Raw genomic sequence first — 23,010 nt, forward strand, 5'->3', positions numbered from 1 at the left:
GCCGCTCCCCTCCCCGCCCCGCGGTCGCGTGCTCGCCCGCCCCGGCGCCCCGCCCGTCCCTCCCGGCCGACGTCCGTCCTGCGTGCCCTGTGGTGCATACGGCGGTACGAATGACAGTGTGGACGTATGAACATCCCCTTCCTGGGTCGACGGCGCGAAGACCCGCGCGTGCATGACGCCGAGGGCATCGGCGAGCTGCTCGCCGACTGCGACCTGCTGCGCTCGCAGGCCTCACGGGAGGGTGTCCGGCTCGACGACTCGGCGGATTCCCTGGAACAGCTCGACCAGGTGCTGCCCCGCTGGCGCAGCGACGAGGAGATCCTGACCTGGCTCGGCAACGACGCCGGTCTGTACCTCGGCACCGTGATCGTGCGCACCGTGCCCGGCGCCGCCTGGTCCATCCGGTCCGACGGCCAGCCCGTCGTCCGCCTCGCCTCCGGCCGGGAGTTCGACGTGGTGGCGTCGGGCCAGGCATGGGCGGCGGACGGCGTCCCCGAACTCTCGCAGCTGTACGGCGAAGTCGCGGAGACGTGACCCTTCTGCCGTAAAAGCGCCGTAAATAGGGCTAATGCCCGAAAGGTGCGTGTCGTTGGCGCGCCCGTCGTCCGTCTCGATACGTTGCAGTCGTCGGTCCGCGCACGGAGGACGCACGGGACACACGGGACGCACGACGCGCAGGGGGTACGCAGGGTGCAGCCGGAGATCACTGCTCGCGCAGCGGATCGGCCGTCACGACGGGCCGTCCGCGAGCGGGGAGAAGGTCAGCTGCACACCCGTCCTAGGCCCGGTGGGAGTTGCGGGGTGCCGGCACCGGCGTCGGCAGAGGGCTCGTCGCCGCTCGGGTCACGTCCCCGACGAGCTCGACGACATCCGGGCCGTACGCCTGCGAGTTGATCACCTTGAGCAGCAGCACGAAGGAGTTGTTGCCGTGCTTGCGGGCCAGCTTCTCGTGGTGACGGGCGAGGTAGCGGGTGGCGGCCTGGTTGTCGATGGCGCGCTGGCCGCAGAACAGGAACGCGGGGCGGGCCTCGCGCCGGTCCCCGGCGGTGAGACGGGCCAGCAGGACGTACTCCGTGACCCCCGAGTCCATGCGGTAGCGCTCGCCGCCTATCTGGAAGGCCCCGCGGTCCGGGCCCGGTTCCGGGTCGATGTTGATCCGCACCCCGGGCAGCATGGCCGCCATGTGGGCCACCATGCGCCGGTTCGACCCCGGACCGCCCACGCAGAACTCCGTCCGCTCACCGAAGCCCTGATGGACCATGTCCTGGGTGACCAGGTGCATGTGCGCGCCGCAGTCCTTGATCAGCGCGGACAGTTCCAGCAGCGCGAAGACGTCGAAGCGGTGGACGGCCGGTTCGGAGGCGGCCGGGTCCCGGTTGACGACGAGCAGCGACTCGGAACCCTCCGGCAGCCCGAAGAAGGCATGCTTGCGGCGGAGCCTCCGCTTCAGCAGATACGTACGGGCGAGCCAGCCCAGCGCGGCACTGATGCCGGCCGCGACCACGCCCAGGACGATGTTGCGCACGTCGTCAGTCATGGGCGCGCATGCTAGCGGGCATCCGTGAACCCGTGTTCGACGGGCCGTGGCGGAGATGCTCCTGACGCGGCCATGACGATCAACTAAGCTGCCCGAACGGCTTTTTCCCTGGAGGTGCGGATGCGTCGCCCTGTCGCACGGAATCTGACGGTCCTGGCGGTCTCCGCCGCCGTGGTGTCGGTGGGGGCGGCGGCGCCACCCACTGCACAGAGCAGGCCCGTCGCCGCCAAGACCCCCGTCGCCGTCGGGTACGGCGGGGCGGTCGCCAGCGTCGACCCGGACGCCTCGGCCGCCGGCATCGAGATCCTGCGCAAGGGCGGCAACGCGGTCGACGCGGCCGTGGCCACCGCCGCCGCGCTCGGCGTGACCGAGCCCTACTCGGCCGGTATCGGGGGCGGAGGCTACTTCGTCCACTACGACGCCGAGTCCCGCACCGTACGCACCATCGACGGCCGCGAGACGGCGCCGCTGACCGCCGACGAGAAGCTGTTCACGGAGGACGGCAAGCCCATCCCGTTCGCCGAAGCCGTCAGCAGCGGTCTGGCCGTCGGCACCCCGGGCACGCCCGCCACCTGGCAGCGCGCCCTCGACCGGTGGGGCAGCCGGAAGCTCGGTACCGTCCTCGCGCCCGCCGAGCGCCTGGCCCGACGCGGCTTCACCGTCGACGACACCTTCCGCTCCCAGACCGCCGCCAACGAACAGCGCTTCCGCTACTTCCCGGACACCGCGGAGCTGTTCCTGCCGGGCGGTGAACTCCCGGTCGTCGGCTCCACGTTCAAGAACCCCGACCTGGCGCGCACCTACCAGGAGCTGAGCCGCAAGGGCGTCGGCGCCCTGTACCACGGCGAACTCGGCGAGGACGTCGTCGCCACCGTCAACGAGCCGCCCGTGGACCCTGCCTCCGGCTGGGACGCCCGCCCCGGCGACCTGAGCGCGAAGGACCTCGCGGCCTACGAGGCCAAGTTCCAGAAGCCCACCCGGACCTCCTACCGCGGCCTGGGCGTCTACTCCATCGCCCCCTCCTCCTCCGGAGGCACCACGGTCGGCGAGGCCCTCAACATCCTGGAGCGGACCGACCTCTCCAAGGCGAGCAAGGCCCGCTACCTGCACCGCTTCATCGAGGCGAGCCGCATCGCCTTCGCCGACCGCGGGCGCTGGGTCGGTGATCCCGCCTTCGAGGACGTACCGGCCGAGGAGCTGCTGGCGCAGCGGTACGCCGACTCCCGTGCCTGCCTGATCAAGGACGACGCGGTCCTCACCAGCCCCCTTGCGCCCGGAGACCCCCGGCACCCGGCGCCCTGCGCGGGCGGCGGCACGGCGGCGCCGACGACGTACGAGGGTGAGAACACCACGCACCTCACGGTCGCCGACAAGTGGGGGAACGTCGTCGCCTACACCCTCACCATCGAGCAGACCGGCGGCAGCGGCATCACCGTGCCCGGTCGCGGCTTCCTGCTCAACAACGAGCTGACGGACTTCTCCTTCGCCCCCGCCAACCCGGCCGTCCACGACCCGAACCTGCCGGGCCCGGGCAAGCGCCCGCGGTCCTCGATCGCACCGACGATCGTCCTGGACCGGCACCAGCGGCCCGTCGTGGCGGTCGGTTCACCGGGCGGCGCCACCATCATCACCACCGTGCTCCAGACCCTCACCGGCTTCCTCGACCGCGGCCTGCCGCTCGTCGACGCCATCGCCGCGCCGCGCGCCAGCCAGCGCAACGCCGCGCAGACCGAACTCGAACCCGGCCTGTACGACAGCGGCGTGCGGGCGGAGCTGGAGGCGCTCGGGCACTCCTTCAAGGTCAACCCGGAGATCGGCGCGGCGACCGGTGTGCAGCGGCTGCCGGACGGCAGGTGGCTGGCCGCCGCCGAGAAGGAACGGCGCGGCGGCGGCTCGGCCATGGTGGTGCGGCCCGCGCGTTAGGAGCCGGGGACCGGTGGGGGCGGGCCCCAGGGCCCGCTCACAGCTCGGGGACGGGCCGCTCCGGCGTCCGGAACGCCAGCCGCCTGCCCTCGGCGTCCACCGTCACCCGGCCGCCTTCCGCGACCCGGCCGTCGAGCAGCAGCCGGGACAGCTCGTTGTCGACCTCGCGCTGGATGGTGCGGCGCAGGGGACGCGCCCCGTACTCGGGCTGGTAGCCGCGCTCGGCGATCCAGTCCACGGCCGCGTCGGTGAACTCGACGGTGATGCCCTGCGCGTGCACCATGCGGCGGGTCTGCTCCAGCAGCAGGCTGGTGATCTGCCGCAGCTGCTCGCCGCTGAGCTGGCGGAAGACCACGATCTCGTCGATGCGGTTGAGGAACTCGGGCCGGAAGTGCTCGCGCAGCGGACGCAGCACCTGCTCGCGCCGGGCCTCCTCGTCGGCGTCCGAGCCACCGGTGCCGAAGCCGATGCCCGCACCACGCCGGGTGATCACGTCGGAGCCCAGGTTGCTGGTCATGACGACGACGGCGTTGGTGAAGTCCACCGTCCGGCCCTGCGAGTCGGTAAGCCGCCCGTCGTCGAGCACCTGGAGCAGGATGTTGAAGACGTCCGGGTGCGCCTTCTCCACCTCGTCCAGCAGGAGCAGCGAGTAGGGGTGCCGGCGCACCACCTCGGTGAGCTGCCCGGCCTCCTCGTGCCCGACGTAGCCGGGCGGGGCGCCGACCAGCCGGCTGACGGTGTGCCGTTCCTGGTACTCGCTCATGTCCAGGCGGACCATGCGGTCCTCGCTGCCGAACAGGGCCTCGGCCAGCGCCCGGGCCAGCTCGGTCTTGCCGACGCCGGTCGGGCCGAGGAAGAGGAAGCTGCCGATGGGCCGGTCGGGGCTGGCGAGTCCGGCGCGGGAGCGCAGGACGGCGTCGGAGACGACCCGTACGGCCTCCTCCTGGCCGACCACCCGTTCGTGCAGGTGCGACTCCAGGCCCAGCAGCCGGTCCTTCTCCTCCTGGGTGAGGCTGCTGACCGGGATGCCGGTCTGCCGGGAGACCACCTCGGCGATGGACTCGGTGCGGACGACCAGGTTCAGACCCTCGTCGGCCTCGCCGCCGCCGGTCGCCTCGGAGATGCGCTGCTTCAGCCCGGCGATCTCGTCGCGCAACTGCGTGGCCCGCTCGTACTGCTCGTCCGCGACCGCCTGGTCCTTGTCCCGGACGAGCTGGTCGACCTCGCGCTCCATCGCCCGTACGTCCGTGCCCTTGGTGCGGGCCCGCAGCCGCACCCGGGCGCCGGCCTGGTCGATCAGGTCGATGGCCTTGTCCGGCAGCCGGCGGTCGGTGAGGTAGCGGTCGGACATCTCCACGGCCGCCACCAGCGCCTCGTCGGTGTAGCGGACCTGGTGGTGGGCCTCGTAGCGGTCACGCAGACCGCGCAGGATCTCGATCGCGTCGGCGGGGGTGGGCTCGGGCACCAGGATCGGCTGGAAGCGGCGGGCCAGGGCCGCGTCCTTCTCGATCCTGCGGTACTCCTCCAGCGTCGTCGCGCCCACGATGTGCAGCTCACCGCGGGCCAGGGCGGGCTTGAGGATGTTCCCGGCGTCCATCGAGCCGCCCTCGCCGCCACCGCCCGCGCCGACCACGGTGTGCAGCTCGTCGATGAAGATGATCAGCTGGTCGGAGTGGGCGCGGATCTCGCCCACGATGTTGTTCATGCGCTCCTCGAAGTCGCCCCGGTAGCGGGTGCCCGCGACGACGCCCGTCAGGTCCAGCGCGACCACCCGGCGCCCGACCAGCACGTCGGGCACGTCGCCGTCGGTGATGCGCTGGGCGAGCCCCTCCACGACGGCGGTCTTGCCGACGCCCGCGTCACCGATCAGGACCGGGTTGTTCTTGCCGCGCCGGGAGAGCACCTCGACGGTCTGCTCGATCTCCTCCTCGCGCCCGATCACCGGGTCGATCCGGCCCTGCTGGGCCAGGTCGGTGAGGTCGCGGCCGTACTTGTCGAGGGTCGGCGTGTTCGTGGCCCGCGGGCCCTCCGTCCGCCCGCCGGCGGTCTCCGGCGGCTCCGTCGGCAGCCCCGAGGGGGCGAAGCGGGCGGCGTTCAGGATGTGTCCGGCGGCCGAGTCCGGGTTGGCGGCCAGGGCGCTGAGGACGTGCTCCGGGCCGATGTAGCCGGTGCCGGTGGAGCGGGCCAGCTCGTGCGCGTCCAGCAGGGCGCGCTTGACGGCCGGGGTGAGGGACAGCGAGGTCGGCGGCGGCACCTCGCCCGGCGGGTGCTGCACCGGGCCGGTCCGCTCGTCGATCTGCGACGCCAGCGCGTCCGGGTCGGCGCCGGCCCGGCTGAGCAGGCCCCGGGTCGGCTCGGTGGCGAGCGCGGCCCGCAGCAGGTGCTCGGTGTCCAGGTCCCGGCTGCCGTGCTCGGCGGCGTACTGGGCCGCGCCGCGCACCAGCTCCCGGGCCGGCTGGCTGAGCAGCCTGCCGATGTCGATCTGCCGCGGCCTGGGCCCGCCGAAGAAGCGTGCCAGGAATTCCGCGAACGGGTCGCCCTCCGGTCCCATGAAGCCGCTGCTCATCGTGTACGGACCTCCGCTGCCTCGCTGATCGACGTGCCGGGGCCGGGTAACCCGGCTGGGGCGCGGTCATGCCCAACATGACACGATCTGTCCCGGCGGGCACGTCCGGCGGGCCCGGGCGCGGCGGGTCCCGGCCGGTGTCCGGCGAGGCCGGGGCGCCGGTGGTTCAGCAGGCGTCGCGCGAGGTCAGGACGCGGGGGCCGGAGTCCGTGATGGCGACCGTGTGCTCCACGTGCGCCGCCCGGGAGCCGTCGTTGGTGCGCAGCGTCCAGCCGTCGGCGGCGCAGTGGTAGTCGTCCCGGCCGCCGGCGATCAGCATCGGCTCGATGGCGATGACCATGCCGTGACGCAGGGGCAGTCCGCGTCCCGGCCGGCCCTCGTTGGGCACGCCCGGGTCCTCGTGCATGCTGCGGCCGATGCCGTGACCGCCGAAGTCCTCCATGATCCCGTAGCCGCCGGACCGGCACACCGTGCCGATGGCGTGCGCGATGTCGCCGACGCGGTTGCCGACGACGGCGGCGCCGATGCCCGCCGCGAGGGCCCGCTCGGCGGTCTCGATCAGCGTCAGGTCCGCCGGGCGAGGCGTGCCCACGACGAAGCTGACCGCCGAGTCGCCGGCCCAGCCGCCCAGCGTCGCCCCGCAGTCGAGGGAGACCAGGTCGCCGTCGCGCAGCCGGTAGCCGTCCGGGATGCCGTGCACGATCGCGTCGTTCACCGAGGCGCACAGGACGGCCGGGAACGGGACCGGCGCGAAGGAGGGCCGGTACCCGAGGAACGGCGAGCCGGCCCCCGCCTCCCGCAGCACCTCGCGCGCCACCGCGTCCAGCTCCAGCAGGGACACGCCCACGTCCGCGGCCTTCCGTGCGGCAGTGAGGGCGCGGGCGACCACCTGGCCGGCCGCGTACATGGCATCGATCGATGAGTCCGTCTTCAGTTCCACCATGCCAATTACTATACCGGTATTTTAATTGGGTGGATCACCGCGCCGACCGGCCGGCCGCCCGATACGGGCCCGGTACGGGAAGCCGGTATTAGAATGACGCCATGGTGCGCACCCCCCTGACCCCCGAAGAGCGTGAACGCGGCGAGCAGCTCGGCCGGCTGCTGCGCCTGGCCCGCGGCGACCGGAGCATGACGGAGGTCGCGGCGGTGGCGGGCATCTCCGCCGAGACCCTGCGCAAGATCGAGACCGGCCGCGCGCCCACCCCCGCCTTCTTCACGGTGGCGGCGCTGGCCCGCGCGCTCGGGCTCTCCATGGACGACCTGGTGGGACGCTGCGTGCTGACGGCGGTGCCCGGGGCGGCCTGACACCGCGGGACGAGCGCGACCCGAGCACGCTCCGAGCGCCCTGAGCGCCCCTGTGTCCGAGGGGGCGCTACGGACGCCCCACCCGCCCCACCGCTCACCCACAGGAGTGCGAAAGGCGATCGACACCACGGCTTGGTGACGATGGTCTTGGCAAGCCCCTCCGGCCAGGCATACCTTCGTCCCTCTACGGTCCGCTCTACGGGCGTAGAGGCTCTGACGTCGTGTCGAAGGAGCAGCTCATGGCCAACGTCGTACGTGCCGCTCTGGTCCAGGCCACCTGGACCGGCGACACCGAGTCCATGGTGGCGAAACACGAGGAGCACGCCCGCGAGGCGGCCCGCCGGGGAGCCCGGGTCATCGGCTTCCAGGAAGTCTTCAACGCCCCCTACTTCTGCCAGGTCCAGGACCCCGAGCACTACCGCTGGGCCGAACCGGTCCCCGACGGCCCGACCACCCGCCGCATGCAGGCCCTCGCGCGCGAGACCGGCATGGTGATCGTCGTCCCCGTCTTCGAGGTCGAGCAGTCGGGCTTCTACTACAACACCGCGGCCGTCATCGACGCCGACGGCACCGTCCTCGGTACGTACCGCAAGCACCACATCCCGCAGGTCAAGGGCTTCTGGGAGAAGTTCTACTTCCGCCCGGGCAACCTCGGCTGGCCCGTCTTCGACACCGCGGTCGGCAAGGTCGGCGTCTACATCTGCTACGACCGGCACTTCCCCGAGGGCTGGCGGCAACTCGGCCTCGGCGGCGCCCAGCTGGTCTACAACCCCTCCGCCACCCACCGCGGGCTCTCCTCCCACCTGTGGCGCCTGGAGCAGCCCGCCGCGGCCGTCGCCAACGAGTACTTCGTCGCGGCCATCAACCGGGTCGGACAGGAGGAGTACGGGGACAACGACTTCTACGGGACCTCGTACTTCGTCGACCCGCGAGGCCAGTTCGTCGGCGACACCGCCAGCGACACCGAGGAGGAACTCGTCGTCCGCGACCTGGACTTCGGCCTCATCGAGGAGGTCCGGCAGCAATGGGCCTTCTACCGCGACCGCCGTCCCGACGCCTACGAAGGGCTGGTGCGGCCGTGACCGGGGACCTCCTCGGCCGTCACCGGGCCGTCCTGCCCGACTGGCTCGCCCTGTACTACGAGGACCCGCTGGAGATCACCCACGGCGAGGGCCGGCACGTCTGGGACGCCGCCGGCCACAAGTACCTCGACTTCTTCGGCGGCATCCTCACCACGATGACCGCACACGCCCTGCCCGAGGTGACCAAGGCGGTGAGCGAACAGGCCGGCCGGATCAACCACTCCTCGACGCTCTACCTCAACCGGCCGATGGTCGAACTCGCCGAGCGCGTCGCCCACCTCTCCGGCATCCCCGACGCCCGCGTCTTCTTCACCACCTCCGGCACCGAGGCCAACGACACCGCCCTGCTCCTCGCCACCACCCACCGGCGCAGCAACACCGTCCTCGCGATGCGCAACAGCTACCACGGTCGCTCCTTCAGCACCGTCGGCATCACCGGCAACCGCGGCTGGTCCCCGACCTCGCTCACCCCGCTCCAGACGCTCTACGTCCACGGCGGCGTCCGCACCCGCGGCCCCTACGCGCACCTGGACGACCGCGACTTCATCGACGCCTGCGTGGCGGACCTGAAGGACCTGCTGGGACACACCCGCGCCCCCGCGGCGCTGATCGCCGAACCCGTCCAGGGCGTCGGCGGCTTCACCTCGCCGCCCGACGGGCTCTACGCGGCCTTCCGCGAGGTGCTGCACGAGCGGGGCGTCCTGTGGATCGCCGACGAGGTGCAGACCGGCTGGGGCCGCACGGGCGAGCACTTCTGGGGCTGGCAGGCGCACGGACGCGGCGGCCCGCCGGACATCGTGACCTTCGCCAAGGGCATCGGCAACGGCATGTCCATCGGCGGGGTCATCGCTCGCGCCGAGATCATGAACTGCCTGGACGCCAACAGCATCTCCACGTTCGGCGGCACCCAGGTCACCATGGCGGCCGGCCTCGCCAACCTCAACCACCTCCTGGAGCACGACCTCCAGGGCAACGCCCGGCGCGTCGGCGGACTGCTCATCGAGCGGCTGCGGGGCGTCGCCGCCCAGGTGCCGCACGTGCGGGAGGTCCGCGGCCGCGGCCTGATGATCGGCATCGAGCTGACCCGGCCCGGCACCGACGAGGCCGCACCCGAAGCGGCGTCCACCGTGCTGGAGGAGGCCCGCGCGGGCGGACTGCTCATCGGCAAGGGCGGCGGACACAGCACCAGCGTCCTGCGCATCGCACCGCCGATGTCCCTGACCGTCGCGGAGGCCGAGGAGGGCGCCGCGATCCTGGACCGCGCCCTGCGGAGCATCTGACCACCGCGCCGGAGGCGGGCGCCCGCCGGGCAGCCCGAGGCCGTGGCCTACGCGGACCCGGCTCGACCGGCCCGCGCCCGCGGTCCCGGCGACGTGCACTCGGCGCCCGACCGGCCGTGCCCTTCACAGGAGGAGGCAGCATGAGCAGCCGTACCGTCATCCGCGGTGGCCTCGTCATCACCGCGTCCGACGAGATCCACGCCGACGTCCTGATCGAGGACGGCCGCGTCGCCGCCCTCGCCGCGAGCGGCACCCCCGCCGCCGGAGCCTTCTCCGCCGAGCGGGTGATCGACGCGAGCGGCAAGTACGTCGTCCCGGGCGGCGTCGACGGACACACCCACATGGAGATGCCGTTCGGCGGCACCTACGCCGCGGACACCTTCGAGACCGGCACCCGGGCCGCCGCGTGGGGCGGCACCACCACCGTCGTCGACTTCGCCGTGCAGAGCGTCGGCCGCTCCCTGCGCGAGGGCCTGGACGCCTGGCACGCCAAGGCCGAGGGCAACTGCGCCGTCGACTACGGCTTCCACATGATCGTCTCCGACGTGAACCAGGACACGCTCAAGGAGATGGACCTCCTGGTGGAGGAGGGGGTCACGTCGTTCAAGCAGTTCATGGCGTACCCGGGCGTCTTCTACTCCGACGACGGCCAGATCCTCCGCGCCATGCAGCGCGCCGCCGGGAACGGCGGACTGATCATGATGCACGCCGAGAACGGCATCGCGATCGACGTCCTGATCGAGCAGGCCCTCGCCCGCGGCGAGACCGACCCCCGCTACCACGGTGAGGTCCGCAAGGCCCTGCTGGAGGCCGAGGCGACCCACCGCGCCATCCGGCTCGCCCAGGTGGCCGGCGCTCCGCTGTACGTCGTGCACGTGTCGGCGCGGGAGGCGGTGGCCGAGCTGACCCGGGCCCGCGACGAGGGACTGAACGTCTTCGGCGAGACCTGCCCGCAGTACCTCTTCCTGTCCACCGACAACCTCGCGGAGCCCGGCTTCGAGGGCGCCAAGTACGTGTGCAGCACCCCGCTGCGCCCGCGCGAGCACCAGGCGGCCCTGTGGCGGGGCCTGCGGACCAACGACCTCCAGGTCGTCTCCACCGACCACTGCCCCTTCTGCTTCAGCGGCCAGAAGGAGCTGGGACGCGGCGACTTCTCCAAGATCCCCAACGGCATGCCGGGCGTCGAGCACCGCATGGACCTGCTCCACCAGGCCGTGGTCGACGGGCACATCAGCCGCCGCCGCTGGATCGAGATCGCCTGCGCCACCCCGGCCCGCATGTTCGGCCTCTACCCGAAGAAGGGCACCCTCGCGCCCGGCGCCGACGCCGACGTCGTCGTCTACGACCCGCGGGCCGAGCAGGTCATCTCCGCCGGGACCCATCACATGAACGTCGACTACTCGGCGTACGAGGGCCGGCGGATCACCGGCCGGGTGGAGACGGTGCTCTCGCGCGGCGAACCGGTGCTCACCGAGCGGGAGTACACCGGACGCAAGGGCCACGGCGTGTACACCCCGCGCTCCACCTGCCAGTACCTCAGCTAGGAGCCCGCGCATGGACTTCGGACTCGTCCTCCAGACCGACCCGCCCGCCTCCCGTGTCGTCAGCCTGATGCAACGGGCCGAGCGGAACGGCTTCCGCTACGGCTGGACCTTCGACTCCGCCGTGCTGTGGCAGGAGCCGTTCGTGATCTACAGCCAGATCCTGGCGGGCACCACGACGCTCAAGGTCGGCCCGATGGTGACCAACCCCGGCACCCGCACCTGGGAGGTGACCGCCTCCACCTTCGCCACCCTCAACGACATGTTCGGCAACCGCACCGTCTGCGGCATCGGCCGCGGCGACTCCGCGATGCGCGTCGCCGGCCGCAGGCCCAACACCCTCGCCCGCATCAGCGACGCGATGAAGGTCATCCGCGCGCTGGCCCGCGGCGAGGAGGCCGACCTCGGCGGCGGCACCGTGGTCAGGTTCCCCTGGATCCGGCCGGGCGCCGAACTCCCCGTGTGGATGGCCGCGTACGGCCCGAAGGCCCTGAAGATGACCGGCGAACAGGCCGACGGCTTCATCCTCCAGCTCGCCGACCTCTACCTCACCGAGTACATGGTCAAGTCCGTCAAGGACGCGGCCGTCGCCGCCGGGCGCGACCCGTCCGAGGTGACCGTCTGCGTCGCCGCCCCGGCCTACGTCACCGCCGACGACTCGCCCGAGGCGCTCGCCCACGCGCGCGAACAGTGCCGCTGGTTCGGCGGCATGGTCGGCAACCACGTGGCCGACCTGGTGGACAAGTACGGGGCGCACTCCGCCGCCGTACCCGAGGAACTCACCGACTACATCGAGGCGCGGCAGGGCTACGACTACACGCACCACGGGCGCAGCGGCAACCCGGACACCCGGTTCGTGCCCGACGAGATCGTCGACCGGTTCTGCCTGATCGGCCCGGCCGAACGGCACATCGAGAAGCTGACGGCCCTGCGGGCCCTCGGCGTGGACCAGTTCGCCCTCTACGACATGCACGACGCCCAGGAAGCCGTGATCGACGCCTACGGCACGCACGTCATCCCGGCCCTGACCACCTGACCGGCCGCCCCCGTCCCTCCTTCCCCGCCCTCGGAGGCCGGGCCCCGGTCCTAGCCGTCCGTCAGGGCGGCCAGTGCCTCCCTGGCCGCCTTGATGGCGCCCTTGTTGATCTCGTCCGTGCCGGGCGCCTTCTTCGACTCGAAGTCGCTGCCGTTGTAGGTGATCATCACCAGGGCGTTGGACGCCCGCACGAGCACGGTGCCCTCGCGCGTCTGCTGCTTGTCCTCGGTGGTGAGGTCCACCACCGAGTAGGCCGCGTCACCGAGCCCGGGCACCTCACCGCCGCCGTCGCGGTCGGCGACCCGTTCCTCGTACGACTTCCGCGCCGCCTCGTCCGAGGCCATCACCTCGAAGGAGACGTCGAGCCAGCGGTACTCGTAGCCCTTCAGCGCGTTCCAGGAGCAGGTGCGGCGCACCTTGCTGTCGGTCGACGGGATCTCCTTGCCGGCCGCCTTCGCACCCGGCACCAGCGAGCCGACCGACTTGTCGGCCACGCTCTCGCAGGGCGCGGGGGCCGCGGTGTACGTCCTCGTCACCGCCTGCGTCGCGGGGGCGGAGGCGGACCGCTCCGCGGGCGACGGGGTCGCCCGGTCCCGGGCGGCCGGCGTCGTGTCGGGTCCGGACGACAGCGCCCAGCCGGCCGTGGCGAGCACGGCGACCGGCGCCAGACGCGCGGTCAGGGCGAGCGGCAGAGGAAGAGGACGCACGGCGCACTTCTCGTGGGGGACGGTGCGGAGAGGGTCCGCACTGCGGACGGGACGCCAGTCTCACACGAGTCCCCGTGGGGCGGAAGGGCGAACTCGGTCCGTGCCCGCGCGGTGACGCAGACGGGCGGGAGCCCTTTGCCGGGCACGGCAGCGGCGGCGGGTGCGGTCAGGGGCGTACGGCCGTCACCCGCCACACGCCGGCCCGCAACCGCACCCCGGTGTCGGTGGCGAACGGGCGCAAGGCCTCCTCCAGCTCGGGCAGCCCGGAGGCGGGGAGCGCGCCGCCGGGGACGCGCGACAGCAGGAACTCGACCGCGTCCGGCACGTCGCGGCCCCAGACCGCCTCGACGGTGACCGGGGTGACGGCCACCTCCTCGTAACCGGCGAGGACCTCCCGGATGCGGTCCGGGTCCGACAGCGAGGCCATCGCCGTACGCGCGGCGGCCTGCTCCGGACCGGGCTCCGCGTCGACGAGCCGCGCGAACAGGGCGAGCGCCCGGCCCTCCTCCGAGTGCGGGCCCGGCGGCCGCGGGCAGACGAACGCGAGCCGGCCCCCCGGCCGCAGGGCCCGCGCCAGGTTCCGGAAGGCGGCCGCGTGATCGGCGAAGAACATGACACCGACGCGGCTGAGCACCACGTCGTATCCCCCGGCCGGGAAGGGGCGCGTCTGCGCGTCGGCGCACTCGTACGCCGCGTTCGCGATCCCCTCGGCGGCGGTGCACGCGCGGGCCCGCTCCAGCAGCGGTGTCGAGATGTCGACGCCGACCACGTGCCCGGGGGCGGCCAGTCGCGCCGCGCGCCGGGTCGTCGCGCCCGCCCCGCAGCCGACGTCCAGGACCCGGTCACCGGGCGCGACGGCCGCCGCGTCGAACAGGGTGTCGTTCACTCCCGCCAGCATCGCGTCGTAGCGGGCCCGGTGGGCGGCCCAGTGGCGGCCGACGGGGCCGTTCCACGCCTCGGCCTGACGGGGGTCGGCGGCGAGCGTCATGAGGTCTCCTGGGTGGTGTGCGGCGCGGTGTGCGGCGCGGGGGAGGGGGCGGCGGGTGCGGACAGGGAGGTCTCCACGCGGTCCACGGCGGCGAACGCGCCGTACGCCACGAGGTGCACCAGGCAGTGGTCGGTGTGCTCGGGCCGGCGCCAGGCCGCGACGTCCTCGGCCGTGACGCGGTACGGCGCGAGCGCGGCCAGCAGCGCCAGCCGGGCCCCGGGCCGCTCCCGCCGGCCGGGGAACACGTCCGGGGTGAGCGGCGGGTGGGACCCGTCCCAGTCGCGCAGGGTCCGCCGCACCAGCACCCGGTCGTCGGCGTCGAGGAGGCCGGCGCCCGTCATGGCGGCGGTGCGCAGCGCCGCGTAGGCGGGGCCGACCGGTGTGTCCGCGGCCCACCAGGGGACCGGGCCCGGGACGGGGCCGTCGAGTAGCGGCAGCGCGGCGCCCGGCACGGCGGTCCGGCGCACCGCGCGGGACAGCGACCGGCCCGCCAGACTCCGTACCGGACGCAGCCGCTGGGCGTCGCCCGGGAGCACGCTCTCGGTGACCAGCGCGGACACCACGCGGTTGATGAAGTGGAAGGACAGCGCCGTGCCCAGGTAGCCGGGCGTCTCCTCGCGCGGGAACGGGTACGGCTCCCGCACGGACCCCGGGACCCGGGTGCGCCGCGCCCACTCCAGCACGCGCGCGTGCCCCTCGTCCTGCGGCTCCTGCCCCCGGGCGAGGCGTTCGGCGAGGGCGTGGTCGCCGGTGGCGTGCAGCAGCATGGTGTGCGCGTCCACGCAGAAGCGGCACCTGTTGGCCTGCGACACCCCGAAGGCGGCGACCTCCTTGCCGGTCCGGCCGCCGGGGCCGGCGATCAGGGACTCCCGCATCAACGCCCATGCCGGGGCGAGCAGTTCGGGGGCGGAGGAGAGGACCACGAAGGGAGCGGGCTCGGGAATCCCGAAGTCCCGGGTGATCTGCTCGTAGATCTCCGCGACGCGGCCGGTGGCCGCCTTGGGCGGGATCGGTTCGGTGTGACGGAAGGGTGTGGGCATGTACGGCAGACTGCGCCACGCGGGCAGCCGCGGTCGTCGTACCGCCGGATGCGGTCGGCGCTGCGCCACCGGGCCCGCTCCGGTCGGCCACTACGCCACCGGGAGTAGTCCGCACGCCCTCCACAGGGCGGACGCGGCCGTCGGCGCGGCCGTCTAGGGTGCGGGCATGAGTGGGCGTCAGACCGATCGCGAACGGCTCGCCGACGCGGTCCTCGCGGCCGTGGTCGGCGCCCTCGGCACGACCGTCGCCGCGTTCGACGCGGACACGACCGCCGTCGACCACGCGCTGATCGCCGCGGCCTCGGCCTCCCTCGCGTTCCACCGCACCGCACCGCGCGCGGTGCTGGCCGTCGCCACCGTCCTCGGCACGGCGTACGTCGTGCACGCCCACCCCGGGCCGCTCTCCGCGCTGCCCGTCCTCGGCGCCGTGCACACCGCGGCCCGGGTCGGCCACCGGGGCCTCGCCGCGGCCGGCGGCGCGGTGTTCCTGGCCGGGTACGTGGCGACCGGCCCCGGGACCCAGGAGGTGGCCGAACGGGCCGGACTGCTCGCCGGCTGGTTCCTGTGCGCGGTGGTGACCGGGCTCGCCGACCGGAACTGGCAGGCGTACCTGCGGCAGACCGAACAGCGCGCCCTGGAGGCGGAACGCACCCGGGAGGAGGCGGCCCTGCGCCGCGCCGGGGAGGAGCGCCTCAGGATCGCCCGGGAGCTGCACGACTCGCTCACGCACAGCATCTCCATCGTCAAGCTCCAGGCGGGCGTCGCCGTCCACCTGGCCCGCAAGCGCGGCGAGGAGGTGCCGCCCGCGCTGCTGGCCATCCAGGAGGCCAGTGGCGAGGCGATGCGCGAACTGCGCTCCGCCCTCCAGGTGCTGCGCGCCGACGAGCCCACCGGCACCCCCGCCCTGCTCGTCGAACGGGCCCGCACGGCCGGTCTGGCCGTAGGTCTGACGGTCACCGGCGACGAGCGCGCGCTGCCGCAGGCCGTCCACCGGGCCGCCTACCGCATCGTCCAGGAGGCCCTCACCAACGCGGCGCGGCACGCGGGACCGGCGAAGGTGGCGGTCCACCTCGACTACGGCACGTGGCACGAGGGCGAGTTGACGATAGGCGTCGACGACGACGGAGCCGCCGACCCGGCCCACCCGCCGGTCCCGGGCACCGGCCTGACCGGTATGCGGGAACGCGTGACGGCCCTCGGCGGCACCCTCCTCGCCGCCCCCCGCGCGCAGGGCGGCTTCTCGGTGCGGGCCCGGCTGCCGCTGGGGGACGGGACACGTGGGGCCGCACCGGTGGCGCTGGGGGAGACGGGATGAGCGAGGTCGTCCGGGTGGCGCTCGTCGACGACCAGGCGCTGATGCGCGCCGGCTTCCGGGCCCTCCTCGACGCCGAGGAGGGCATCGAGGTGGTCGGGGAGGCGGCGGACGGCGAGCAGGGCGTGGCACTGGTGCGGGCGCGGGTGCCCGACGTGGCCCTGATGGACGTGCAGATGCCGGTGATGTCGGGCATCGAGGCGACCCGGCGCATCGCCGCCGACCCGGCCCTCGCCGCCGTCCGCGTGGTCATCCTGACCAACTACGGGCTGGACGAGTACGTCTTCGAGGCCCTGCGGGCCGGGGCGAGCGGCTTCCTCCTGAAGGACACCGAGCCCGTCGACCTGCTCCAGGCCATCGAGGTGGTGGCGCGCGGCGAGGCCCTGCTCTCGCCGTCGGTCACCCGCACCCTGATCGGCGAGTTCGTCGCCCGGCCCCCGGACCGGGCCACCGCCCCCGGACTGGACCGGCTGACCCGCCGCGAGCGCGAGGTGACCGCGCTGGCCGCCCGGGGCCTGAGCAACGAGGAGATCGCCGCGCACATGGTCATCAGCCCGCTGACCGCCAAGACGCACGTCAGCCGGGCGATGACCAAGCTGGCCGCCCGGGACCGGGCGCAGCTGGTGGTGTTCGCGTACGAGTCGGGCCTGGTGGAGGCACGCCGCCGACCCTCTCCATAGCCGTAGTAGCCGTAGTAGCCGTAGTAGCCGTAGTAGCCGTCATAGCCGAAGGCCTAGGGCACCCGCGCCGTCCACGCGTCGGAGCCGAACTTGCTGACCGCCAGTTCGCGCGCCCGGGTCAGTTCCTCGTCGGTCACCCTGCCCCGGGCGAGTCCGTAGCGGCCGCCGAACGAGCCGATCATCCGCTCGATCACCGCCTCGCGCGCCAGCCCGGTCTGCCGGCGCAGCGGATCGACCCGCTTCCGCGCGCTCCTGGTGCCCTTGTCGGACAGCTTCTCCCGCCCGATGCGCAGCACCTCCAGCATCTTGTCGGCGTCGATGTCGTACGACATGGTCACGTGGTGCAGCACGGCGCCGGGCCCGCCGCCCGGCCCCACGACGCGCTTCTGGGCGGCGCCCGCGATCTTGCCCTGGTCCGTGGCGATGTCGTTCAGCGGCTGGTACCAGGCATTGATCCCCATCTCGCCGAGCGCGCCGAGCACCCAGTCGTCGAGGTAGGCGTAGCTGTCCTGGAACGACAGGCCCTGCACCAGCGCCTCCGGCACGGACAGCGAGTAGGTGATCGTGTTGCCGGGCTCCACGAACATCGCGCCGCCGCCGGAGATCCGGCGCACCACCTCGATGCCGTGGCGGGCGGCGCCTTCCGCGTCCACCTCGTTGCGCAGCGACTGGAAACTGCCGATGATCACCGCCGGCGCACCCCACTCCCACACCCGCAGCGTCGGCGGACGCCGGCCCGCGGCGACCTCGGCGGTGAGCACCTCGTCCAGGGCCATGTGCAGGGCCGGGGACTGCGGGCCCTCGTGGATCAGCTGCCAGTCGTAGTCCGTCCAGTCCGTGGCGTGCGCGAGGGCGCGGCGCACCGCCACACCGACGCCCTCCGAGGTCAGCCCGTACATCACGGTGCCCTCGGGCAGCGCCGCGTCGATCCGCGCGGCCAGTCCCGCCGCGTCGGTGTCCGCCGGGGCGCCCTCCAGGGCGCCGTTCACGGCGTCCAGGGCCTCGTCCGGTTCCAGGAAGAAGTCGCCCGCCACGCGCACCTGCCGCAGCACGCCCTGCTCGGACTCCACGTCCACGACGACCAGCTTGCCGCCGGGGATCTTGTACTCGCCATGCACGGCTTTCGTTCCCTTCCTGGTGCGCGGCGCGGGCGTGAGCCGGTTGCTCCGGCACCGAGGACGCGCACATGGTCCGTATCGCACCTTAACGCCCGCTCGTGACGAGATCGCGGTGTCCTCGGCCGGGACGGGTGAGCGTGGGCTTTCGGCCATGTCGATGGGGCCGCCACTGGCCGGAACTGGAGGCTCCGCGCGCTTCACTGATCAACTCAAGCGCGTTTGGCCTGCTTTGAGCCACTGAACGGGTAGGGCCGATTCCGGCCCGCGTGAGGGCGCGGTTCCGGGGGACGCCGCGCCGGATTGTGCGTTTCTCGTGTCATTTTGTGTGTCACCGGTGAACGTGCGGGGTGGCCGGTCGGGCCACCTCCACTCGATCGCACCTGTTCCCTTCCTGTGTTCCCTTCCTGGAGGCGTGATGCCCGCACGTGGGTCCCACATCAGCAGACGCAGCGCGACGGCGGCCCTCGCGGCCCTGGCCCTGACCCTCGTCGCCCCGCACACGGCCGTCGCCGCGGAACCCGGCGGCCCGCGCCCCGCATGGGGGGTCGTCACCCTGCAGCCGCGCCCGGTCACCCTGCCGATGGAGGACTACGGCGACCTCGTCGTGGACGGGACGCACGGGAAGCTCTTCCTCAGCGATCCCGCGGGCGGCGCGATCGTCGTCACCGACTTCCGGGGGACTGTGCTCCAGCGGATCACGGGCCTGCCCGGCGCCGCGAAGCTCGCCCTGGCGCCGGACTCCGCCACGCTCTACACGGCGCTGCCCGGGGCCGACACCATCGCGGCCATCAGCACAACGACCCACGCCGTCACCGCGCGGTACACGACCGGCGAGGGCACGGGCCCGAGTTCGGTGGTCGTCAGCGGGAAGCGGCTCTGGTTCGGCTACGGCGACCTGGGCGCGGGCGACATCGGCTCGGTCGACCTGACGACGGCACAGCCGACGGTCAGGCTCGGCCAGTCGGTGAGCAACCGCTGGTACTCCGCACCCTCGCTCTACGTCTCCCCGGCCGACCCCGGCATCGTGGTGGCAGGTCAGGAGATCGGCAGTCCGACGCCGATCGCGGTGTACGACGTCCGCACGGGCACGGCGCGGGAGAAGGCCTACCGCTGGAACCCCGGTGGCTACACCGGCACGCTCTCGGACCTCGCCTTCAGTCCGGACGGCAGGAACATCGTGCTCGCCAGCGGCTCCCCGTACCACCACCAGGTGCTCCGTACCGCCGACCTCGCCGACGCTGGGCAGTACCCGGCCTCCGCCTACCCGAACTCGGTCGCCGTCGCGCGCACCGGAGCGGTCGCCGCCGGGGTCAACAGCTCCCACGGCTCCGACGTCTTCATGTACAGGCCGGGCACCCGCGTCTCGCACGGTGTCTTCGAGTTCGCCTCGGGCGACTCGTCCCCGCTGCTCCTGCCCGGCGGTCTCGGCTGGGCGCCGGAGTCCCGGCGCCTCTTCGCCGTCACCCAGGAGTCGTACGACGGCGCCCCCGTCGTCCTGCGCGTGCTGACGAACCCGGGCAGGGCGGCCAGTGACCTGGCCCTGTACATCCCCTCCTGGGGCGAGCCGGGGGTGCTGGAGTTCGGTGGCAGTCTCCGCTCGGACCTGCCGATCGCACCGGGCACGGAGATACGGGTCAGCCGCCGGGACCCCGGAGCGACGGAACCGACCGCGCTGCCCTCGGTGAAGGTCGACGAGGACGGCGACTTCCGCTTCACGGACCGGCCGGTGGGCGAAGGGCTCGCCGTGTACACGGCGACTTTCGGCGGCGACACGCTGCATCTGCCGTCCGTCAGCAGCACGGAGGTGCAGCTCGGCTGAGGCTGAGGCTGAGGCCGGGGCGGGCGGCGGACGGCGCCGGAGGGCGGGGCGCTACACAGGTCCCGCGCCGCCCCGTCGGCCCGGACGCCGTCCGCCGCGAGGGCGTCGTCGCTGCGCGACCCGCTCCGGCCGCCCGGACCGCTCCCGCGCCTCTTCGGTCACCGGCTGCTCCGGGCCGTCCCAGGCCGGTGCCAGGAACAGGTTCTGCCACTGCGGGGCGGGCCCACCGGGCGCCCGGCGCTCCCCCGTCCCGGCGGAACGCCGCGACTGCGGGTCTCGCATCACACTCACCATTTCCCTCATGTGCTTCGCGGCCGGCCGATGTCTCGGCGCGCCGGGAGAACTCTCTGCGACGGTCGCACGGTCCCTTCTCGACCGTGGGGGAGAAAGGGGCCGGGACCAGGGAGGACGAGGACGGTCCGACTCTCCGGCGAGGGGCCGCCCCCGCGGCACGTCCCGTCCGTCCACTGCCCCGGGACGCGGCACCCATGCAGGCAGCGGTGCCGTCGCGTGACCGGTGCGCGGCGAGGACCAGGTGCGACGAGTGAGGACGACCTGGCGTCGCGACCGTCTCCGAGGAGTGCGCACACCCGGTACCGGCCGCTCAGCAGCTCGGCGGAACTCCGGCCGCCGGCCTCCGGGCCGACTCGTGAAGCCGGGTTCCCTCTCCCGCCAAGTCGAGCGAAAACCCTTGGCGAGCCAAGGCCGGTGCGCCTCCGGAGGCGGGTACCGCACCGCGCCGGAGTGCCCGTCGGGCCACGTCCCGAGGGGTGACGGGACGGTGGGGGAGGGACGTCGGCCGGTACGGTCCCCGCACGCAGTTTCGAACCCGCCCCCGACGGGCTGACGCGTGAACCGGCAGGTCGTCGGGCATCCGATGTGAGTGGATCGGGGAGGTAACTGTGCTGAACGGTGAAGGTTTGGGCTTGGATGACGTGCTGAGAGCGGCGGAGGGAGCCGCACCGGTGGAGTCGGTCGACGTGGTGGCCCGGAACCTGGAGAAGCGGTTCTCGGCGAGGGAGGTGTCCTTCCTGTTCCTCGACATGCTCGGCCGGGAGGCCGTACGGCTGCCCAGAGCCGGAACCGCGGAGCAGGAGCGCGGTGAACCGGAGAGACTCGAGCTCGCGGGGAGCGTGTACGACAGGGTGCTGCGCTCCCAGCGCCTGCACCAGGAGGACGACGGCGAGGGCGGCTGCCGGCTGGTGGCGCCGGTCACCAACCGCGGCGACTGCGTCGGCGTGCTGGACCTGGTGGTGCCGTACGCGGACGACACGGTCCGCGACGCGGTGTCCCAGGCCGCGCACGCGCTCGCGTACATCGTGGTCACCGACCGCCGCTTCACCGACCTGTACCACTGCTGCCGCCGCACCACGTCCATGTCCCTGGCCGCGGAGATCCAGCACCAGCTGCTGCCGTCGGCCGCCTGCTGCGAGGCGGAGCAGTTCACCCTGGTCGGCGGGTTGGTCCCGGCCGACGACATCGGCGGCGACACCTACGACTACGCCGTCGACCAGGACGTCCTGCACCTGTCGATCACCGACGCGATGGGGCACGACACCGCCTCCGCGCTGCTCGCCACGCTGACCGTGAACGCGCTGCGCGGAGCGCGCCGCGCCGGGCGAGGGCTCCTCGACCAGGCGTACGCCGCCCATCGGGCGATCACCAGCCATGCGCGGGGCATGACCACCGGCCAGCTGCTGCGGATCCAGCTGGAGACCGGCGAGTGCGAGCTGGTCAACGCCGGCCACCCCTGGCCGCTGCGGTTGCGCGGCGACCGCGTGGAGGAGGTGCCCCTGAAGGTCAACATGCCGTTCGGGGTGCCCGCTCCCATCAGGTACCAGGTGCAGCGGCTGCGTCTGGAGCCGGGGGACCGCCTGGTGCTGATCACCGACGGTATGCACGACCGCGCGGCCGCCGCGGTCGACCTGCCGGCCCTCATCCACACCACCCGCGACGAGCACCCCCGCGAAGTGGTCCGGGCCCTGACCGCGGCGGTCCACGAGGCGTGCGGGGGTTCGCTGCTCGACGACGCGACCACCCTGGTCCTGGACTGGCACGGCAGCCGCCGGAAGGGCCGCCGCGGCAGCGACGCCGACACGCCCGACCCCCGGTGAGGCGCGCCCCGAGCCGGCGGTGCCCGGCCGGCCCGGCATCCCGCCGTCAGACGCCGTCGCCGCGACGGCGTCTACTCTTGCTCCCGGTCAGGGGCGCGCGCGGAACCCGCGGCTCCACCGCCCGGCCGGACGCGGCCGCGCGGCGACCGTACGACACCGCCGTGGCATAGGTGACCGCATCGCGGGTACAGGTGCGCGGGTGAACGGGGAATGAGGGCGATGCCTGTGGGATCCCATGCCGACGGCGGCGGTCGTGCGGGAGCGAACGAGCACCTGATGCGCGCGGGGTTCGCCCTGGGCGGGGACGACGGCTGCATCGCGGACGCGCGGAACCACGCCAGAGCCTTCCTGGACCGGGCCCGAGCCGACCACCACCTGCCGGTCACGGCGCGCGCGCGGGACCTGACCCAGCTGGTCGTCAGTGAGCTCGTCACCAACGCCCGCAAGTACGCCCCGGGCCCCGTCCTGCTGGAGCTGGGCATCACCACCGGCCGCGTGGACATCGTCGTGTGGGACAGCGACCCCACCGTCCCGGCCGCCCGGTCAGCAGATCCCGCCAGGATCGGCCAGCACGGCCTGGAGATCGTCAAGGCCGTCACCGAGGCCCTGTTCATCGAGCAGGAGCCGGCCGGCAAGCGCATCACGGCCCGCATCACCCTGTCCGAGGCACCCGGGGAGCCGATCAGGGCCTGACCTCGCGGAGCCGGCGGGGCTGACGCTCGCGGGGGCGCCGTGGACCAGGCCTGCGGGGCGCCGGGGACGAGGCCTGCGGGGCGGCGGGGCTGACGCCGGCGGGGCGGCGCGGACGGGGCCCGCCGGTACCAGCCCGGGCGTTCAGCCGGCCCGCTCCCGAGGGATAGCGTCGGTCGGGTACGCCCAGCGGCGCCGCGCGCGGACGTGGGGGAGATCCCCCCGGTCCGGGCGGCGGACGCCGAAGGGCCGCGGGGAGGAGCCGGGCC

General features: G+C 73.4%; 19 protein-coding genes. 12 read left to right on the plus strand and 7 right to left on the minus strand.

Annotated elements, in window-relative coordinates:
• The first annotated feature begins 126 nt into the window (after positions 1–126).
• On the plus strand, positions 127–534 hold the full coding sequence (locus AC07FV_RS10705; protein WP_479086233.1) for a DUF6278 family protein: 408 nt from the start codon (positions 127–129) through the stop codon (positions 532–534).
• Between the two features lie 244 nt (positions 535–778).
• On the opposite strand, the gene AC07FV_RS10710 is transcribed toward AC07FV_RS10705, so the two are convergent.
• On the minus strand, positions 779–1,537 hold the full coding sequence (locus tag AC07FV_RS10710; RefSeq protein WP_479086235.1) for a hypothetical protein: 759 nt from the start codon (positions 1,535–1,537) through the stop codon (positions 779–781).
• Positions 1,538–1,657: 120 nt separating this feature from the next.
• Between AC07FV_RS10710 and ggt the strand changes: the two genes are divergently transcribed.
• Complete coding sequence (ggt, locus tag AC07FV_RS10715) at positions 1,658–3,460, plus strand: gamma-glutamyltransferase (RefSeq protein WP_479086237.1); 1,803 nt, start codon at positions 1,658–1,660, stop codon at positions 3,458–3,460.
• A 37-nt stretch (positions 3,461–3,497) separates the two neighbouring features.
• On the opposite strand, the gene AC07FV_RS10720 is transcribed toward ggt, so the two are convergent.
• Complete coding sequence (locus AC07FV_RS10720) at positions 3,498–6,026, minus strand: ATP-dependent Clp protease ATP-binding subunit (protein ID WP_479086239.1); 2,529 nt, start codon at positions 6,024–6,026, stop codon at positions 3,498–3,500.
• Positions 6,027–6,192: 166 nt separating this feature from the next.
• Complete coding sequence (gene map, locus AC07FV_RS10725) at positions 6,193–6,969, minus strand: type I methionyl aminopeptidase (RefSeq protein ID WP_479086241.1); 777 nt, start codon at positions 6,967–6,969, stop codon at positions 6,193–6,195.
• Between the two features lie 101 nt (positions 6,970–7,070).
• Between map and AC07FV_RS10730 the strand changes: the two genes are divergently transcribed.
• The 5 genes from AC07FV_RS10730 to AC07FV_RS10750 all read left to right on the plus strand — a co-directional run bounded on the left by AC07FV_RS10730 (position 7,071) and on the right by AC07FV_RS10750 (position 12,273).
• Positions 7,071–7,334 carry a helix-turn-helix domain-containing protein gene (locus tag AC07FV_RS10730; RefSeq protein WP_053139317.1) on the plus strand — a complete coding sequence of 88 codons (264 nt, stop codon included), beginning with the start codon at positions 7,071–7,073 and terminating at the stop codon, positions 7,332–7,334.
• 239 nt (positions 7,335–7,573) lie between these two features.
• Complete coding sequence (locus tag AC07FV_RS10735) at positions 7,574–8,416, plus strand: nitrilase-related carbon-nitrogen hydrolase (RefSeq protein WP_356607085.1); 843 nt, start codon at positions 7,574–7,576, stop codon at positions 8,414–8,416.
• A complete protein-coding gene (locus AC07FV_RS10740) occupies positions 8,413–9,696 on the plus strand; it encodes an aspartate aminotransferase family protein (protein WP_479086243.1) in 1,284 nt (427 codons plus the stop codon). Before AC07FV_RS10735 ends, AC07FV_RS10740 begins: the two co-directional genes overlap by 4 nt.
• A gap of 140 nt (positions 9,697–9,836) precedes the next feature.
• Positions 9,837–11,240 carry a dihydropyrimidinase gene (hydA, locus tag AC07FV_RS10745; protein WP_479086245.1) on the plus strand — a complete coding sequence of 468 codons (1,404 nt, stop codon included), beginning with the start codon at positions 9,837–9,839 and terminating at the stop codon, positions 11,238–11,240.
• A 10-nt stretch (positions 11,241–11,250) separates the two neighbouring features.
• Positions 11,251–12,273: a TIGR03842 family LLM class F420-dependent oxidoreductase gene (locus AC07FV_RS10750; RefSeq protein ID WP_479086247.1), complete on the plus strand. Its 1,023-nt coding sequence runs from the start codon at positions 11,251–11,253 to the stop codon at positions 12,271–12,273.
• A 50-nt stretch (positions 12,274–12,323) separates the two neighbouring features.
• Here the strand turns inward: AC07FV_RS10750 and AC07FV_RS10755 are convergent, their stop codons facing one another.
• The 3 genes from AC07FV_RS10755 to AC07FV_RS10765 form a co-directional block, all read right to left on the minus strand.
• Entirely contained in the window at positions 12,324–12,980 is a 657-nt protein-coding gene (locus AC07FV_RS10755; RefSeq protein WP_479086249.1) for a hypothetical protein, read from the minus strand.
• 166 nt (positions 12,981–13,146) lie between these two features.
• Entirely contained in the window at positions 13,147–13,968 is an 822-nt protein-coding gene (locus AC07FV_RS10760; protein ID WP_479086251.1) for a class I SAM-dependent methyltransferase, read from the minus strand.
• Positions 13,965–15,008: a carboxymuconolactone decarboxylase family protein gene (locus AC07FV_RS10765; protein ID WP_479086253.1), complete on the minus strand. Its 1,044-nt coding sequence runs from the start codon at positions 15,006–15,008 to the stop codon at positions 13,965–13,967. Before AC07FV_RS10765 ends, AC07FV_RS10760 begins: the two co-directional genes overlap by 4 nt.
• Before the next feature lie 166 nt (positions 15,009–15,174).
• Between AC07FV_RS10765 and AC07FV_RS10770 the strand changes: the two genes are divergently transcribed.
• Together AC07FV_RS10770 and AC07FV_RS10775 are read left to right on the plus strand one after the other, a co-directional pair.
• Positions 15,175–16,323 carry a sensor histidine kinase gene (locus AC07FV_RS10770; protein ID WP_479086255.1) on the plus strand — a complete coding sequence of 383 codons (1,149 nt, stop codon included), beginning with the start codon at positions 15,175–15,177 and terminating at the stop codon, positions 16,321–16,323.
• Complete coding sequence (locus AC07FV_RS10775) at positions 16,320–17,000, plus strand: response regulator (RefSeq protein WP_479086257.1); 681 nt, start codon at positions 16,320–16,322, stop codon at positions 16,998–17,000. The genes AC07FV_RS10770 and AC07FV_RS10775 overlap by 4 nt, the downstream gene beginning before the upstream one ends.
• 53 nt (positions 17,001–17,053) lie before the next feature.
• Here the strand turns inward: AC07FV_RS10775 and AC07FV_RS10780 are convergent, their stop codons facing one another.
• Positions 17,054–18,118, minus strand: a complete 1,065-nt coding sequence (locus AC07FV_RS10780) for a lipoate--protein ligase family protein (RefSeq protein ID WP_479086259.1) — start codon at positions 18,116–18,118, stop codon at positions 17,054–17,056.
• A 415-nt stretch (positions 18,119–18,533) separates the two neighbouring features.
• Between AC07FV_RS10780 and AC07FV_RS10785 the strand changes: the two genes are divergently transcribed.
• The 3 genes from AC07FV_RS10785 to AC07FV_RS10795 all read left to right on the plus strand — a co-directional run bounded on the left by AC07FV_RS10785 (position 18,534) and on the right by AC07FV_RS10795 (position 22,744).
• Positions 18,534–19,937, plus strand: coding sequence for a YncE family protein (locus AC07FV_RS10785; RefSeq protein ID WP_479086261.1), 1,404 nt, complete (start codon positions 18,534–18,536; stop codon positions 19,935–19,937).
• A gap of 905 nt (positions 19,938–20,842) precedes the next feature.
• Complete coding sequence (locus tag AC07FV_RS10790) at positions 20,843–22,051, plus strand: PP2C family protein-serine/threonine phosphatase (protein ID WP_479086647.1); 1,209 nt, start codon at positions 20,843–20,845, stop codon at positions 22,049–22,051.
• Positions 22,052–22,276: 225 nt separating this feature from the next.
• Positions 22,277–22,744 carry an ATP-binding protein gene (locus AC07FV_RS10795; RefSeq protein WP_479086263.1) on the plus strand — a complete coding sequence of 156 codons (468 nt, stop codon included), beginning with the start codon at positions 22,277–22,279 and terminating at the stop codon, positions 22,742–22,744.
• Positions 22,745–23,010: the final 266 nt, after the last annotated feature.

This window comes from Streptomyces sp. NPDC045956, assembly GCF_056430705.1.

Excerpts from the sequence above, each read along its gene's own strand:
- AC07FV_RS10770 (WP_479086255.1), top strand. The coding sequence starts at position 15,175 with ATGAGTGGGCGTCAGACCGATCGCGAACGGCTCGCCGACGCGGTCCTC.
- AC07FV_RS10730 (WP_053139317.1), top strand. The coding sequence starts at position 7,071 with ATGGTGCGCACCCCCCTGACCCCCGAAGAGCGTGAACGCGGCGAGCAG.
- AC07FV_RS10785 (WP_479086261.1), top strand. The coding sequence starts at position 18,534 with ATGCCCGCACGTGGGTCCCACATCAGCAGACGCAGCGCGACGGCGGCC.
- hydA (WP_479086245.1), top strand. The coding sequence starts at position 9,837 with ATGAGCAGCCGTACCGTCATCCGCGGTGGCCTCGTCATCACCGCGTCC.
- AC07FV_RS10750 (WP_479086247.1), top strand. The coding sequence starts at position 11,251 with ATGGACTTCGGACTCGTCCTCCAGACCGACCCGCCCGCCTCCCGTGTC.
- AC07FV_RS10710 (WP_479086235.1), bottom strand. The coding sequence starts at position 1,537 with ATGACTGACGACGTGCGCAACATCGTCCTGGGCGTGGTCGCGGCCGGC.
- AC07FV_RS10760 (WP_479086251.1), bottom strand. The coding sequence starts at position 13,968 with ATGACGCTCGCCGCCGACCCCCGTCAGGCCGAGGCGTGGAACGGCCCC.
- AC07FV_RS10775 (WP_479086257.1), top strand. The coding sequence starts at position 16,320 with ATGAGCGAGGTCGTCCGGGTGGCGCTCGTCGACGACCAGGCGCTGATG.
- map (WP_479086241.1), bottom strand. The coding sequence starts at position 6,969 with ATGGTGGAACTGAAGACGGACTCATCGATCGATGCCATGTACGCGGCC.
- AC07FV_RS10720 (WP_479086239.1), bottom strand. The coding sequence starts at position 6,026 with ATGAGCAGCGGCTTCATGGGACCGGAGGGCGACCCGTTCGCGGAATTC.
- AC07FV_RS10765 (WP_479086253.1), bottom strand. The coding sequence starts at position 15,008 with ATGCCCACACCCTTCCGTCACACCGAACCGATCCCGCCCAAGGCGGCC.
- AC07FV_RS10735 (WP_356607085.1), top strand. The coding sequence starts at position 7,574 with ATGGCCAACGTCGTACGTGCCGCTCTGGTCCAGGCCACCTGGACCGGC.
- AC07FV_RS10705 (WP_479086233.1), top strand. The coding sequence starts at position 127 with ATGAACATCCCCTTCCTGGGTCGACGGCGCGAAGACCCGCGCGTGCAT.
- ggt (WP_479086237.1), top strand. The coding sequence starts at position 1,658 with ATGCGTCGCCCTGTCGCACGGAATCTGACGGTCCTGGCGGTCTCCGCC.